General features: G+C 70.7%; 12 protein-coding genes. 6 read left to right on the top strand and 6 right to left on the bottom strand.

Going from position 1 to position 13,859, the window contains the following annotated elements:
- Window positions 1–184: 184 nt before the first annotated feature.
- Window positions 185–1,324, top strand: a complete 1,140-nt coding sequence (gene dnaN, locus ACFYP5_RS28880; protein ID WP_389041483.1) for a DNA polymerase III subunit beta — start codon at window positions 185–187, stop codon at window positions 1,322–1,324.
- 155 nt (window positions 1,325–1,479) lie between these two features.
- Here the strand turns inward: dnaN and ACFYP5_RS28885 are convergent, their stop codons facing one another.
- Window positions 1,480–2,361 (bottom strand): glycoside hydrolase family 19 protein, encoded by an 882-nt coding sequence (locus ACFYP5_RS28885; protein ID WP_389041485.1) that lies wholly within the window; start codon window positions 2,359–2,361, stop codon window positions 1,480–1,482.
- A 444-nt stretch (window positions 2,362–2,805) separates the two neighbouring features.
- Between ACFYP5_RS28885 and ACFYP5_RS28890 the strand changes: the two genes are divergently transcribed.
- Window positions 2,806–4,335 carry a substrate-binding domain-containing protein gene (locus ACFYP5_RS28890; RefSeq protein ID WP_389041486.1) on the top strand — a complete coding sequence of 510 codons (1,530 nt, stop codon included), beginning with the start codon at window positions 2,806–2,808 and terminating at the stop codon, window positions 4,333–4,335.
- 57 nt (window positions 4,336–4,392) lie between these two features.
- Here ACFYP5_RS28890 and ACFYP5_RS28895 read toward each other — a convergent pair whose 3' ends face one another.
- Window positions 4,393–5,676, bottom strand: a complete 1,284-nt coding sequence (locus tag ACFYP5_RS28895; protein WP_389041488.1) for an adenylosuccinate synthase — start codon at window positions 5,674–5,676, stop codon at window positions 4,393–4,395.
- Between the two features lie 186 nt (window positions 5,677–5,862).
- Between ACFYP5_RS28895 and ACFYP5_RS28900 the strand changes: the two genes are divergently transcribed.
- Together ACFYP5_RS28900 and ACFYP5_RS28905 are read left to right on the top strand one after the other, a co-directional pair.
- Window positions 5,863–6,720 carry a diacylglycerol kinase gene (locus ACFYP5_RS28900; RefSeq protein ID WP_389041490.1) on the top strand — a complete coding sequence of 286 codons (858 nt, stop codon included), beginning with the start codon at window positions 5,863–5,865 and terminating at the stop codon, window positions 6,718–6,720.
- 82 nt (window positions 6,721–6,802) lie between these two features.
- Window positions 6,803–7,075, top strand: coding sequence for a DUF1876 domain-containing protein (locus tag ACFYP5_RS28905; RefSeq protein WP_355994427.1), 273 nt, complete (start codon window positions 6,803–6,805; stop codon window positions 7,073–7,075).
- A 46-nt stretch (window positions 7,076–7,121) separates the two neighbouring features.
- Here the strand turns inward: ACFYP5_RS28905 and ACFYP5_RS28910 are convergent, their stop codons facing one another.
- Window positions 7,122–7,643: a GbsR/MarR family transcriptional regulator gene (locus ACFYP5_RS28910; protein ID WP_389041492.1), complete on the bottom strand. Its 522-nt coding sequence runs from the start codon at window positions 7,641–7,643 to the stop codon at window positions 7,122–7,124.
- A 113-nt stretch (window positions 7,644–7,756) separates the two neighbouring features.
- Between ACFYP5_RS28910 and ACFYP5_RS28915 the strand changes: the two genes are divergently transcribed.
- Together ACFYP5_RS28915 and ACFYP5_RS28920 are read left to right on the top strand one after the other, a co-directional pair.
- Window positions 7,757–8,677, top strand: a complete 921-nt coding sequence (locus tag ACFYP5_RS28915) for an ATP-binding cassette domain-containing protein (protein ID WP_389041494.1) — start codon at window positions 7,757–7,759, stop codon at window positions 8,675–8,677.
- Complete coding sequence (locus ACFYP5_RS28920; RefSeq protein ID WP_389041496.1) at window positions 8,674–10,275, top strand: ABC transporter permease; 1,602 nt, start codon at window positions 8,674–8,676, stop codon at window positions 10,273–10,275. The genes ACFYP5_RS28915 and ACFYP5_RS28920 overlap by 4 nt, the downstream gene beginning before the upstream one ends.
- A 228-nt stretch (window positions 10,276–10,503) precedes the next feature.
- On the opposite strand, the gene ACFYP5_RS28925 is transcribed toward ACFYP5_RS28920, so the two are convergent.
- From ACFYP5_RS28925 to ACFYP5_RS28935, 3 genes are read right to left on the bottom strand one after another with little or no spacing between them, the layout of a single operon-like run.
- Window positions 10,504–11,733: a cytochrome P450 gene (locus ACFYP5_RS28925; RefSeq protein WP_389041498.1), complete on the bottom strand. Its 1,230-nt coding sequence runs from the start codon at window positions 11,731–11,733 to the stop codon at window positions 10,504–10,506.
- Window positions 11,734–11,771: 38 nt separating this feature from the next.
- Complete coding sequence (locus ACFYP5_RS28930; RefSeq protein ID WP_389041500.1) at window positions 11,772–12,434, bottom strand: response regulator; 663 nt, start codon at window positions 12,432–12,434, stop codon at window positions 11,772–11,774.
- The gene (locus ACFYP5_RS28935) at window positions 12,431–13,750 is read right to left on the bottom strand and encodes a sensor histidine kinase (protein ID WP_389041502.1); all 1,320 of its coding nucleotides are present in this window, start codon (window positions 13,748–13,750) and stop codon (window positions 12,431–12,433) included. The genes ACFYP5_RS28930 and ACFYP5_RS28935 overlap by 4 nt, the downstream gene beginning before the upstream one ends.
- Between the last annotated feature and the right edge of the window lie 109 nt (window positions 13,751–13,859).

Genomic DNA, 13,859 nt, shown 5'->3' on the forward strand with positions numbered 1-13,859 from the left:
ACGTGTTCCGGGGGCGTCGGGGGAACACGCGGCCGCCTCGGACTCGGGGGACGACGGGGAGGCGCGGCGGCAGCGACCCACGGGGGTGGTCGCTGTCGTCGGCCGCACCGTCCCTGGGCCGATTGTCAGTGGCGCCGCCTAACGTCGGGTCATCACCTGGACCGACGGAGAGGGGCGCCCCGCCATGGAGTTCCGTATCGATCGCAGTGCACTGACCGATGCCGTGGCCTGGGCGGCCCGCGTGCTGCCTGCTCGCTCGCCCGTGCCGGTGCTCGGCGGACTGCTGCTGGAGGCGGACAGCGGGTGGCTGCGGATCTCCGGCCTCGACTACGAGGCGTCCGCCCGCATCGAGGTCGAGGCGGAGACCGTACGGGCCGGACGGGTGCTGGTCATGGGGAGACGGCTGCTCGATGTGTGCCGGGTGCTGCCCGAAGGTCCGGTGGTGTGCGCGGTGGAAGGTTCACGGTTCTCGGTGACCGGCGGCGGCGCCCGGTTCGGGCTGTCGGTGCTGCCGCTGGACGACTATCCGGCGCTGCCGCCGCTGCCCGGGGTGCTGGGGGCGGTGGACTCGGAGGAGTTCGCCGCGGCCGTCGCCCATGTGGCGGTGGCCGCGGGCCGGGACGACACACTGCCGACCCTCACCGGGATCCGGGTCGGACTCGACGGCGACACGATGACGCTGGCCGCCACCGACCGGTACCGCTTCGCGGTGCGCACGCTCGCATGGAAGCCGGCGACGGCGGACGTCTCGGCCGATGTGGTGGTGTCGGCCCGGCGCCTGACGGAGATCGCCCGTTCCTTCGGCCGCTCCGGCATGGTCAGCGTCGCCCTGGATGCCGGATCGGCCGGCTTCGAACTCGCCGGAATGCGCACCACGGTCCGGCTCCTGGACGGCCGGCTCCCCCGGCACGACAAGCTGTTCACGATGGCGGACCCGACGACCGCGGTGACGGACCGGGCGCCCCTGGTCGAGGCCGTCAAGCGCGTCGCGGTGGTCGCGGACGGCGACAGCCCGCTCCAACTGACCTTCTCCGGCGACTCGGTGCTGCTCCAGGCCGGGTACGAGGACGACGTCGCGTCCCAGCGGCTGTCTGCCGTCCTGGAGAGCGCCGATGAGCTGACGGTCGCTTTCAATCCCTCGTACCTGATGGACGCCCTGGCCTCGTTCGACGCCCCGGTCGTCCAGTTCGGTCTGATGGGTCCCGGCCAACGCGCCATGATCACCGGCCGGACGGCCGAGGGCGGCACGGCGGAGCCGGACCGGGACGCCGCACCTCGTCCGACGCACCGGCACCTGTTGATGTCGGTGAAACCACTGGTCTGAGGCCGCGAGGAACGACCGGACCTCTGCAACCGGAGCCTCCGGTGAACCCTCCTGGAACGCCGAAGCGGGGGCGCGTCCGGGCCCTGGCCGGACGCGCCCCCGTCGGGCGGAGGGATCCACAGGCTGTGGATCGGCAGGTCGGTTCAGCGGTGGGATCAGCAGCTCAGGTTCGAGCCGGGGGTGGTGCCGAGGATCTGCACGAAGGCCTGGTACCGGTCGATGCGGCTCTGGACCTGGGCCGGGTTGCCGCCGTTGCATTCCAGCGAGCCGTTGATGGAGCGGATCGTCTCGCCGAAGCCGGCGCCGTTGACCATCGCGTTGTGGGCGGTCATGGTGCCCGGACCGTTCTGGGTGTTCCAGTACCAAAGACCCGTCTTCCAGGCCACGGACGCGTTCTGCTCGACCAGGTACGGGTTGCCGAGCAGGTCGATGCCGAGCGCGTCACCCGCCGCCTTGTAGTTGAAGTTCCAGCTGAGCTGGATCGGGCCGCGGCCGTAGTACGCGGACTGCCCGGCCGGGCAGCCGTAGGGCTGCCCGGTGTCGCAGTAGTGCGGGTAGTTGGCCGTGTTCTGCTCGACCACGTACACGAGTCCGCCCGTCTCATGGCTGACGTTGGCGAGGAACGCCGCCGCCTCCTGGCGCTTGACCGTGTCGCTTCCGGTGTTGGCGAAGCCCGGATAGGCGCTCAGGGCCGCGGTCAGTCCGCTGTACGTGTAGAAGGGGTTCCGGCTCGGGAACATCTGGTTGAACTGCGCCTCGCTGACGACGAATCCCGACGGGGTGCCCGGATCCGTTCCGCCACCGCAGCTGCCCTGGTCCGCCCAGACGTCGGAACTGCCCGGCCGCTCGTTCTGGGTCCACCACTTCGCGGTCCAGTTGTGCCCGTTGTACGAGGCCGCCCCGCCGCCCGTATAGACGGACGAGGCGTTCCAGGGTGCCGCGCATTCGGCCGCCGATGCGGTGGAGGCGGGGAGAACGACGAGCATCGCGACGACCGCGCCCAGCGCGGCCATCATGCCCATGACGCGTCGCATCATGTGATCACTCCTTCGGCGCGGTGCACCGAGTTCATCGGTGCACCGCCATGGGGGGTGACCGTCACTCAAGCGCCGCTGGTCTGTACCTGTCAAGGTCTAGACCAGCGCGTGAAATCTTTCCGAAGAGGCGCCGCGGAGCGCGTTCACGACGAATGCGCCGCGCCGGAGAGGCCCTAAACAGGAGGAATTCCGGAAGGAGTTCATTCGGATCATGCGGCGTACAGACGGCCGGAGCCGAACGAAAAACCTTCGGGCCCGTCCAGCATGCGGAACGACGGACCGGCCGGCCCGCCGGACCCGGCGACTGCGCGAACACCAGGCGAACGTCAGCCGAAAGGATCCGGCCGGCCGCCCCAACTCCCCTACGGCGCACATACGGTGACCCGAACCGGAGTCCGGTGGCACACGCGTGCACGCGTTGGACGAGGGGAGCGCGAGGAAGCCGTGGAGTGGTTCAGCGCCGAGAACATCGTGGCCGTGTGCACCGCCGTGCTCGGTGTCCTGGCCTCCATCGGAGTGCTCTGGTACGAGCGCCGCGTACCCCGCCGCAAGCGCATCGGCTACCGGGTCCAGATGGACACCCCGATCGGCAGCGACGTCAGCGAGGGCCGGGCCAATGTCCGGCTCGGGCTCTTCAGCGAGACGCCCGACATGGCCGATGCCACGCTCGTCCTGCTGCGCGTCGAGAACGACGGCTCGCAGTCCATCGCCGACAACGACTACACGGGCCGTGAACTGCACGGACTGACCGTGGAGTTCACCGGCCGCACGGTACGCGGCATCGCGGTGACCCAGGCACCCGGCGCCGACCATCTGATGGAGCACTTCACCCCGGCGGGCGGGATGCGCCACAGCGGCCGGCTCATCCGGCTGCCGCGCGTCCCCCTCAACCGGGGAGAGCACTTCAAGCTGCTGGTGCTGCTCACCGGCTCGCACGTGGGCAGCCCCATCAGGATCACCGGCGGTATCCGGGACGGCGAGGTGACACCCAACAGCGCCGCCCGCCCCGACGAGAAGCCCCCGATGTTCGGCCGGGCCGCCCGGCTCATCACCGTGGCGCTGACCGTCTGCGTCATCACCCTGGCCTCGATCATCCTGGTCCGCGACGACACCCCGCCCCCGATGGGCTGCGCCCGGGGCACCCTGACGGTGACCGGATCGACCGCCTTCGAACCGGTCGTGCGGGAACTGGCGCAGAAGTACGAGAAGGAGTGCGAGGGTTCCACCGTCACCGTCGACGCGCACGGCAGCAACGCGGGGATACGGGAACTCGCCGACCGGGGCGCCGCCACCGGGAAGTCCGGCTCCCCCGCGCTGATCGCCCTCTCCGACGGCCCCAAACCGGACGGCTACCCGAAGCTGCGCGAGAACCGGGTCGCGGTCTCGCTCTTCCGCCTGGTCGTCAACGACCGGGTACCCGTCAAGAACCTCTCCCTGGCCACCGTCCGGAAGATCTACCGGGGCGACATCCGCAACTGGAAGGTGCTCGGCGGACCCGACCTGCCCGTACTCCTGGTCAGCAGGGATGCCAACTCCGGCACCCGCGAGGTCTTCCAGCGCCGCGTCCTCGGCCACAACGAACCCGCCCAGTCGTCCCGCGACTGTGCCACCAAGGACGACGCCGCGGCCCGGGTCATCCGCTGCGAACTCGACTCCACCGACCAGGTCCTGGCCACCGTCGGCCGGCTCGACGGCGCGATCGGCTACAGCGAGCTGCGCTCCGGAACCCCGCTGGAGGGGGCGCACCAGCTCGCCATCGACTCCACCGTCCCGTCCGTCGACTCGATCGGTTCCAGCACCTACCCGTACCGGGAGATCGAGTACGCCTACACGTACGGCCAGCCGCCCGCCGACTCGCTGGCCTCCAGCTTCCTGGGCTATCTGAGCCGCGGCAACGGCCAGGACGTCATCCGTACGCACGGGCATCTGCCGTGCGCGACGCCGAAGGGGCTGCGGATCTGCGGGGAGGAGTGAAAGCGCGGAGGGGGGCCGGGGCAACAGCCGCCCCGGCCCCCCTCCGCGTCGTCCGTCCTACAGGAACGAGTTGATCTCGATGGTCTCGGTACGGCCGGGGCCGACACCGATCGCGGAGATCGGGGCGCCGGACATGTCCTCCAGCGCCTTCACGTACGCCTGCGCGTTCTTCGGCAGATCGCTGAAGGTCTTGGCCTTCGTGATGTCCTCGGACCAGCCCGGCAGCATCTCGTAGACCGGCTTCGCGTGGTGGAAGTCGGTCTGGCTGTACGGGAGTTCCTCGACCCGCTTGCCGTCGATCTCGTACGCGACGCACACCGGGATCTGCTCCCAGCCGGTCAGCACGTCCAGCTTGGTGAGGAAGAAGTCGGTGAGGCCGTTGACCCGGGTCGCGTACCGCGCGATCACCGCGTCGAACCAGCCGCAGCGGCGGTCACGGCCGGTGGTGACACCGCGCTCGCCGCCGATCCGGCGCAGCGCCTCGCCGTCCTCGTCGAGCAGCTCCGTCGGGAACGGGCCGGCGCCGACGCGCGTCGTGTACGCCTTGAGGATGCCGATGACCCGGCTGATCTTCGTCGGGCCCACGCCGGAACCGGTGCAGGCGCCGCCCGCGGTCGGGTTCGAAGAGGTGACGAAGGGGTACGTGCCGTGGTCGACGTCGAGCAACGTGCCCTGACCGCCCTCGAAGAGGACGACCTTGCCCGCGTCGATGGCGTCGTTCAGGATCAGCGTGGTGTCTGCGACGTACGGCTTGATCTGATCCGCGTACTGGAGCATCTCCTCCACGATCTTCCCGGCCTCGATGGCACGCCGGTTGAAGACCTTGGCGAGGAGCTGGTTCTTCTGCTCCAGCGCGGCTTCGACCTTCTGCTCCAGGATCGACTCGTCGTAGAGGTCCTGGACGCGGATGCCGACCCGGTTGATCTTGTCGGCGTACGTCGGGCCGATGCCCCGGCCGGTCGTGCCGATCTTGCGCTTCCCGAGGAACCGTTCCGTCACCTTGTCGATCGTGACGTTGTACGGGGTGATCAAATGAGCGTTACCGCTGATCAGCAGCTTGGATGTGTCCACGCCGCGGTCGTTCAGCCCACTCAGCTCGGAGAGCAGGACGGCCGGGTCGACGACGACACCGTTACCGATGACCGGGGTACACCCCGGTGAAAGGATTCCGGAGGGGAGGAGATGAAGTGCGTACTTCTGGTCACCGACGACCACCGTGTGGCCGGCATTGTTGCCGCCCTGGTAACGCACCACATAGTCCACGGATCCACCGAGGAGGTCGGTGGCCTTTCCCTTGCCCTCGTCACCCCACTGAGCACCGAGCAGCACAAGTGCGGGCACAGGCGTACACCCCTTCCGGGCGGGGCATGTCCAAGGTCAGGGGGCGTACGTAAACGTCGTACACGCCGTACGACGATGTACGACGAAGCCTGAACCGTCGAACCGGGTGCCCCGGAATAGACGAAGCCCCTGGCGCAATAGCGCAAGGGGCTCTTGCACCAAGATGCTACCCGAGGAAGGACCGAGGTGTCGGCTGCCCAGCCCCCCGGCAACGGTGCGCACCAGCTGCTGGTGGTGATCGACCCGGTCGCCCGCCGGACCGACGGCGAGTCCGTCCGTATCGCGAAGGACGTGCTGAGCGCAGGTTCGCACGCAAAAATCTGCCTCCCGGACGGACCGGAGGAATTCGCGCGGGCCTTGTCCCGCCGGGGCAGTCGGCGTCCGGTGGTGGTCGGCGACGACCGGACACTGCTGCGCGTCGTGACGCTGCTGCACCGGGACAGGGAACTGACCGGTGAGGCGCTCGCACTGGTTCCGGTGGGCGCGGCGCCGATGCTGGAACTCGCGCATTCGCTCGGCGTGCCCATGGGTGCGGTGGCCGCAGCGCGCGCCGCGCTGGACGGTGCCGTACGCCGGCTCGACCTGCTGGTCGACGACAGCGACGGCGTCGTCCTGGGCGCCCTGTGCATCCCCGCCCTGCCCACGGCGCCGGGCTCGGCGGCCCCGCACACGGGCGTCACGGCGGTCTGGGACACCTGCCGCTCCCTCGTGCGCACCCTGGTGCGCCCCGCCCCGCCCACCTCACCCGCCGCACCTCGCACACATCGGCTGCGGGTCGAGACGGACGGGGTGGTGCTGAACGACCTGGACAGCCCGGTCGAATCGGTGACGGTGACCTCGCAGGGCGGCGGCGGAGGCCTCGCGGACGTGGTCGTCCACACCGCGAAGGGAGAAACGCTGACGGCGGAGGCCAAGGCCGTCACGGTCTCCGGCGCGGACTTCCGCTACCGGGCGGACCCCCAGGTCGCCGGGCCGGTCCGGACGCGGACCTGGACGGTGCGGGCGGGCGCGTGGGGACTGATGCTCCCGGTGGCCGAGGGGTAGCCACGCGTCGCGGGGCCGGCCGTGCGCGGGCGCGGGCGCGGGAACGGGCGCACTCTGGTAAGAGGTCCCGGAGGTGATGGTCATGATGAAGACCGCTGTCGGATGGCACATCGAGCTGGAATTCGAGGAAGACAACCACCGCACCCGCGCAGCTGCCCTCGTACGGCTCCCTGATGGCAACGAGGTACGTGCGCACGGGTACGCCAGCCGCCACCCCTCCGACTCCCAGCAGCCGAGGGTCGGCGAGGAGATCGCAGGAGCCAGAGCGATGAACGAACTCGCGATGAACCTGCTGACCAAGGCGCACGACGAGATCGACGAGGCGTCCGGCCGGACGTCTCACCCGCTGGCCTGAGCCGCCCCGGGGTTCAGGGGCCGGCGCTCCGTCCCCAGCCGTTCCGTCACGGGAGGTCGAACTTCTTGCGGTAGTCACGCCAGCGGTCCATCAGGCCGACCAGCTCCGTCTGCAGGAACTCGAAGAATTCCGCCGTCTCCGCGAGCCGCGCACCGGCGGGCGTGTCCTGGCCCAGGGTTCGTGCGCCCTCCCTGAGGGTGTGCTCCCAGCGGGTCAGGACACGGTCGCGACTGGCGAAGGTGGCGTACCAGATCTCGTTGTGCAGACGGTAGCGGTCCCGGCGCGAGCCGGGGTCGCGCTCGCGGCCGACCATGCTGACCTGGGTGAGGTAGTTGATCGCACCGGACACCGCCGCCGGGCTGATCTGCAGCTGCTCGCTGAGCTCCGCCGAGGTCATGGAGCCGTCGTCGTCCGCCAGCAGTGCGGCGAAGACGCGGGACGCCATGCGCTGCATGCCCGCCTCGGTCATCTCGGCGGCGAAGCGCTCCACGAACCGCGACACGGCCTCCTCGTCGCGGCCCTGCTCGGGTTCGTGCCCACGCCCGCCTGCGCCGGTTTCGCTGCTCATCGCCCCATCGTCTCCCCTGGAATTCCGGCGGGGATTCCCGGCCCGGACCACAACCCGACTTTATACGCTTCCTTAACTTCACAACTTTGTGAAAGTAGCGTACGTTCAAAAACATGACGAAGGCAATCACCGTGGCCGGACTGCACAAGTCGTTCGGGCGGACGCACGCACTGGACGGCCTCGACCTCGCGGTCGAGACCGGTGAGGTCCACGGCTTCCTCGGACCCAACGGTTCCGGGAAGTCCACCACCATCCGGATTCTGCTGGGCCTGCTGCGGGCCGACTCCGGCGCCGCCCAGCTGCTCGGCCGGGACCCGTGGAAGGACGCGGTCGAGCTGCACCGCCGGGTGGCGTACGTCCCCGGTGACGTCACCCTGTGGCGCAACCTCTCCGGCGGCGAGGTGATCGACCTCTACGGGCGGCTGCGCGGCGGCCTCGACAAGCAGCGGCGCGCCGACCTCGTCGAGCGGTTCGAGCTGGACCCCACCAAGAAGGGGCGGACGTACTCCAAGGGCAACCGCCAGAAGGTCGCCCTGGTCGCCGCACTCGCATCCGACGTCGACCTGCTGATCCTGGACGAGCCGACCTCCGGGCTCGACCCGCTGATGGAGGAGGTCTTCACGGACCTTGTGCGGGAGGCCGCCCGCGAACGCGGCCAGACCGTACTGCTCTCGTCACACATCCTGAGCGAGATCGAGACGCTCTGCGACCGGGTCAGCATCATCCGCCGGGGCGTCACGGTCGAGACCGGGTCCCTCGCGGACCTACGCCACCTGACCCGTACCAGCGTCACCGCCGAACTGGCCGCCGCGCCGAACGGGCTCGCACAGTTGCCCGGCGTCCACGACCTCGACGTCCAGGGCAGGCGGGTACGGCTCCAGGTGGACACCGACAAGCTCGACGCCGTACTGCGTTCGCTCACCACCTCGGGAGTACGGTCGCTGACCAGCACCCCGCCCACCCTGGAGGAGCTGTTCCTCCGGCACTACCAGGACGATGCGGCCCCGGCCGCGGAAGAGGCGATGTCGCGATGACTGCGGGAGTCGCGGTACGCGGCGGCGGCGCCGGCCAACTCACCGGAACCGATCCACTGTTCAGGCTCGCCCTGCGCCGGGACCGCATCATGCTTCCGGTGTGGGTCCTCGTGCTCACCCTGATGGTCGTCAGCGGCGGCTCGTCGATCGAGCAGCTCTACGACACTCCGGCCGCCCGCGCCGAGGTCGCCGTGTCCATGAGCGCGAACAGCTCCCTGCGCTCCATGTACGGACCGGTCTTCGGTGACTCGATCGGAGGTCTGGTGGCCTGGCGGTTCGGCGTCTTCGCCGCCACCCTGGCCGCCGTGATGAGCCTGATCATCGTCATCCGGCACACCCGCGAGGAGGAGGAGACAGGCCGTCAGGAACTGCTCTCCTCAGCGATGGTGGGGCGGCGCGCCCCGCTCACCTCGGCGCTGTTCACCGCCCTGGTCGCCAACGCGCTGGTGACGCTGTTCGTCACGGGCGGCCTCGCCGCACACGGCGGAGCAGGAGCGGCGGCGCTCGGACTCGCCGTCGGCGCGACCGGAATGCTCTTCGCCACCATGGCGGCGATCGTCGCGCAGCTCACCGAGAGCGCACGGCTCGCCAAGGGGATGACGGGCGGCGTGCTCGGCCTCGCCTTCCTGCTGCGGGCGGCCGGAGACTCCGGTGTGAACGACGGGTCGTCCGTGCTGACCTGGCTGTCGCCGATCGGCTGGGCGGAGAACATGCGGCCGTACGCCGGCGAGCGCTGGTGGGTGCTGCTGCTCTTCGGGGCGGCGATCGCGGCTCAGGCCGCGGCCGCGTACACACTGGCCGGGCGGCGCGACACCGGCATGGGCTTCCTCCCGGCACGTCCGGGCCCGGCCGAGGGCCGACTCGCCACCGCAGGTGGCCTGGCCTGGCGGCTGCAGCGCGGCACACTGCTCGGCTGGACCGTGGGCTTCGCCGTCGCGGGCGTCGTCTTCGGCGGCATGGCCGAAGGTGCGGCCGACCTGGTGGGTGACAACGAGCAGGCCAAGGAGATCTTCGCGCGGATGGGCGGACAGGAGGGCATGACCCAGGCCTTCCTGGCCGCGATGGTCGGGATGCTGGGGATGATGGCCGCGTTGTACGTGGTGGCATCGGTCCTCCGGCTGCACAGCGAGGAAACCTCGCAGCGTGCCGAACCGCTGCTCGCGAACCGCCTGGGGCGGTCGCGGTGGGCGGCCGGGCACCTGGTGATCGCGTTCGGCGGCGCGGTCGCCGTCATGCTGGTCGGCGGGCTCGGTCTGGCCGTCGGATACGGCAGCGAGTTCGGCGCGGTGCTCGGGGCGGCGCTGGTCCAGGTGCCCGCGATCTGGCTCCTCGGCGGTCTGGCGGTCCTGCTGTACGGAGCGTTTCCCAAAGCGGCCCCGGCGGCCTGGGGCGTGGTGGGAGCGTGCCTGCTGATCGGATGGATCGGCCCGGCCCTCGACCTGCCCCGGTCGGTGATGAACCTGTCGCCCTTCGGCCATCTGCCCAAGCTGCCGGGCACCGAGATGCAGTGGGCTCCGGTGCTGCTGCTCACCGCGATGGCGGTGGCGCTCACGGGCGCGGGGGTGGCGGCGTTGCGGCGGCGCGACCTCCTGACCTGAGCAACGGTCCGGCCGGCTGGACCGCATGCACGGCCGGACCTCCATGCGTCCGGCCCCCGGAAGGACAGAACCCTTCCGGGGGCCGGACGCTGCTCCTGGAGGAAGGCGGGGCCGTGCCCTGTCCGTGGCCCTGCTTGCGCCCACCGCCTTCGGTGCCGCGTCCGACGTCCTGGCGAGCCGGCGCCTCGTGCGCGGCCGGCGTGCCGGGCAGCGCTCGGCGGCTTCCCGTCACAGCTCCACGCGCAGCTCCTTCACGCCCCTGATCACGTAACCCGGGTTCCACTCCGGTTCGGCCGCCAGCCGCATCCCGGGCGCCCGGCGCAGCAACTCGCCGAAGGAGGCCGAGAGTTCGACCCGGGCCAGCGGGGCGCCCAGACAGAAGTGGATGCCGGCGCCGAACGAGACGTGCGGATTCTCCCGCCGGGACAGGTCCAGCGTCTCCGGGTCCGTGAAGCGGGCCGGGTCGCGGTTGGCCGAGCCGAAGAGCAGGGCCACCTCCGAGCCCCGCGGAATCACCGTGCCGTCGATCTCGATGTCGTCGAGGACCCAGCGCTCGAACATCTGCAACGGAGTGTCGTACCGCAGCAACTCCTCCACGGCCGTGGGCAGCAGCCCGTGGTCGGCGCGCAGGGCCGCCAGCTGCTCGGGGTGGCGCAGCAGCGTCCACCAGCCGTTCACGGTGGTGTTGACCGTCGCCTCGTGGCCCGCGTTCAGCAGCAGCACACAGGTGGAGACCATCTCCTGCTCACTCAGCCGCTCCCCCTCGTCGTACGCGGCGATGAGCGCGGAGATCAGATCCGTACCGGGGCTCCTGCGGCGCTCCGCGATCAGCTCCCGCAGATAGGCGGAGAATTCCACCGAGGCGCGAACGGCGGCGCTCGCGGTCTCCTCGGACGGGTTCAGTTCGAACATCCCGCAGATCGCCGCCGACCAGGGCCGCAGCGGAGCGCGGTCGGACGCGGGGATGCCCAGCATCTCGGCGATGACGGCGACGGGCAGCGGTTCGGCGACCGCGGTCAGCAGGTCGCCGCCGCCCGCCTCGACGAAGCTGTCGACCAGCTCGGCGGCCAGCCGCCGTACCGTCGGGACGAGCTGCTCGACCGTACGCGGGGTGAACGCCTTGGAGACCAGGCGCCGGATCCGGGTGTGGTCGGGGGCCTCCAGGTCGAGGAGCCCCTGCCCGTTGAGGGTGGTGAAGGGCTCGTACGCGGCGGGCGGGGGCGTGCGGCCGAACTCCTCGTGGGTGAAGCGGTGCAGATAGGTGCGGCCGAGGCGCCGGTCCCGCAGCAGCGCCGACACATCGGCGTGGTGCGGGACGAGCCACTGGTCCGTGGGCTCGAACCGGTGCACCCGGCCGGTGGCCCGCAGCGCGGCGTAGGCGGGGTACGGGTCGGCGACGAACGCCGGCGACCAGGGATCGAACGAAGCGGCGGACTCGGGCTGCGGAGACGGGTGCATGGGAGGACGCTAACCGCCCGGCCCGCCGGTGGGGCAGCTCAGGCCGGGGTGACCAGCCGCGCCTCGTACGCGAACACCGCCGCCTGGGTACGGTCCCGCAGACCCAGCTTCACCAGGATGCGGCTCACATGCGTCTTGATGGTGGACTCGGCGACCACCAGATGCGAGGCGATCTCCGCATTCGACAGGCCCTGCGCGATCAGAACGAGCACCTCCGTCTCGCGCTCCGTCAGATCGCCGATCCGGGTGAGCGCCGGCGGCCTCGGGGCCCCCGCGAGCCGGGAGAACTCGGTGATCAGCCGCTTCGTGACGGTCGGCGCCAGCAGCGCCTCCCCGGCCGCCACCACCCTTACCCCGTCGGCGAGCTGGCGGGCGGAGGCGTCCTTCAGCAGGAACCCGGACGCCCCGGCGCGCAGCGCCTGGTACACGTACTCGTCGAGGTCGAACGTGGTCAGCACGAGCACCTTGGCTGCCGCGTCGTTCGCGACGATCTCACGGGTCGCCTCGATGCCGTTGAGCTCCGGCATCCGGATGTCCATCAGCACCACGTCGGGCCGCAGCGCGGCGGCCTGGGCGATGGCCTGCCGGCCGTCGACGGCCTCGCCGACGACCTCGATGCCCGGCATCGCCCCCAGGAGCACCGAGAAGCCCTCGCGGACCATCATCTGGTCGTCGACGATCAGGACACGGATGTCGTTCATGAGGTCTCGCTCTGCGTCGGTTCCTGGGCCGGGGACACGGGGATGAACACGGCGATCTCGTACCCGCCGTCCGCGGTCGCCCCGGCGGTCATCTCGCCGTTCAGCATGGCGACCCGCTCCCGCATCCCCGTGATGCCGTGCCCGGCGCCCGGCGAGGGCTTCACCGGCCCGGTCGGCGGCCCGTTGACGACCCGCAGTCCGAGCCCGCCGAGCACATAGCCGATCTCGACCTTGGCGGTGGCGCCGGGCGCGTGCCGCAACGTGTTGCTGAGGGCTTCCTGGATGATCCGGTACGCCGACAGCTCGACGCCCTGGGGCAGTTCGCGTACCGCACCGGTGACGGTCTTCTCCGCCACCAGGCCCGCGTCCGCCACATTGGCGAGCAGTCCGTCCAGCTCGGCGAGGGTGGGCTGCGGGGCGTCCGGCGCCTCGTAGTCCTCGGCCCGTACGACGCCGAGGACCCGGCGCAGTTCGGTGAGGGCGGCGACGGCGTTCTCCCGGATGGTGACGAAGGCCTGCTCCAGCTCGGGCGGCGGGTTCTCCACCCGGTACGGGGCGGCCTCGGCCTGGATCGCGACCACCGACATGTGGTGGGCGACCACGTCGTGCAGCTCGCGGGCGATGGTGGTGCGCTCCTCCAGCAACGTGCGCCGGTCGCGCTCCACGGCGGTGACGGTGCGCTGCACGGTCACCTCACGCTCCGCCTCCCGGCGGGTCTGCACGACGGTCACCACGAGCAGGGCGAACGCGGAGGCCACGGCCATGGGCCCGGTGGTCGACGAGTAGTGCCAGCCGACGTTCTCCAGGAAGGTGCCGAGCACCACGGTCAGGACCCACATCCAGGCGGCGGTACGCGGCCGGGTCCGGGCCGCGACCACGACGAGCACCACCAGGTGCGAGAAGAACAAGCTCGGCACCCACGGCCAGTCGCCGCCGGTGATCACTGCTGTCACCGGAGTGAGCACCATCGACATCCAGAACGCGCCGACCGGCCGGAACAGCGTCATCGCGATGGTCAGTGCCGGGAGCAGCCCGGCCAGGACGATCTCGAACCCGGACCAGGGCCCGGGGCCGTCCGCCGCGCCGAGGCCTATGAGGGCCGTGATCAGCGCGGCCAGCCCGACCAGTGCGTGCGGCGTCCGGGCGGCCCGCGCGCGCATCCGCTCCGACAGCCGCCGGGTCAGTGCCCCGTCGGTCCGCATGGGCGCCAGCGGACGGTAGGCGAACGCATCATGGAAGAGGTCCTGCCGCAGGCCGCCTATCGCCCCTGCGGCCAGCCGGAACTCGGGGCTTCTGGTCTTGGTGGTCTCGGTCACGCTCCCAAGGTAGGCGGCCGGGCCCGCGACGTCGTCAGCAGTGATACGGATCCCGCGGCATCCGTCGCAAGGACTACTGGAGCCGGGAAATCGGTGACGAATGCGACTG

The organism is Streptomyces sp. NPDC005262 (assembly GCF_042872425.1).
GTDB lineage: Bacteria > Actinomycetota > Actinomycetes > Streptomycetales > Streptomycetaceae > Streptomyces.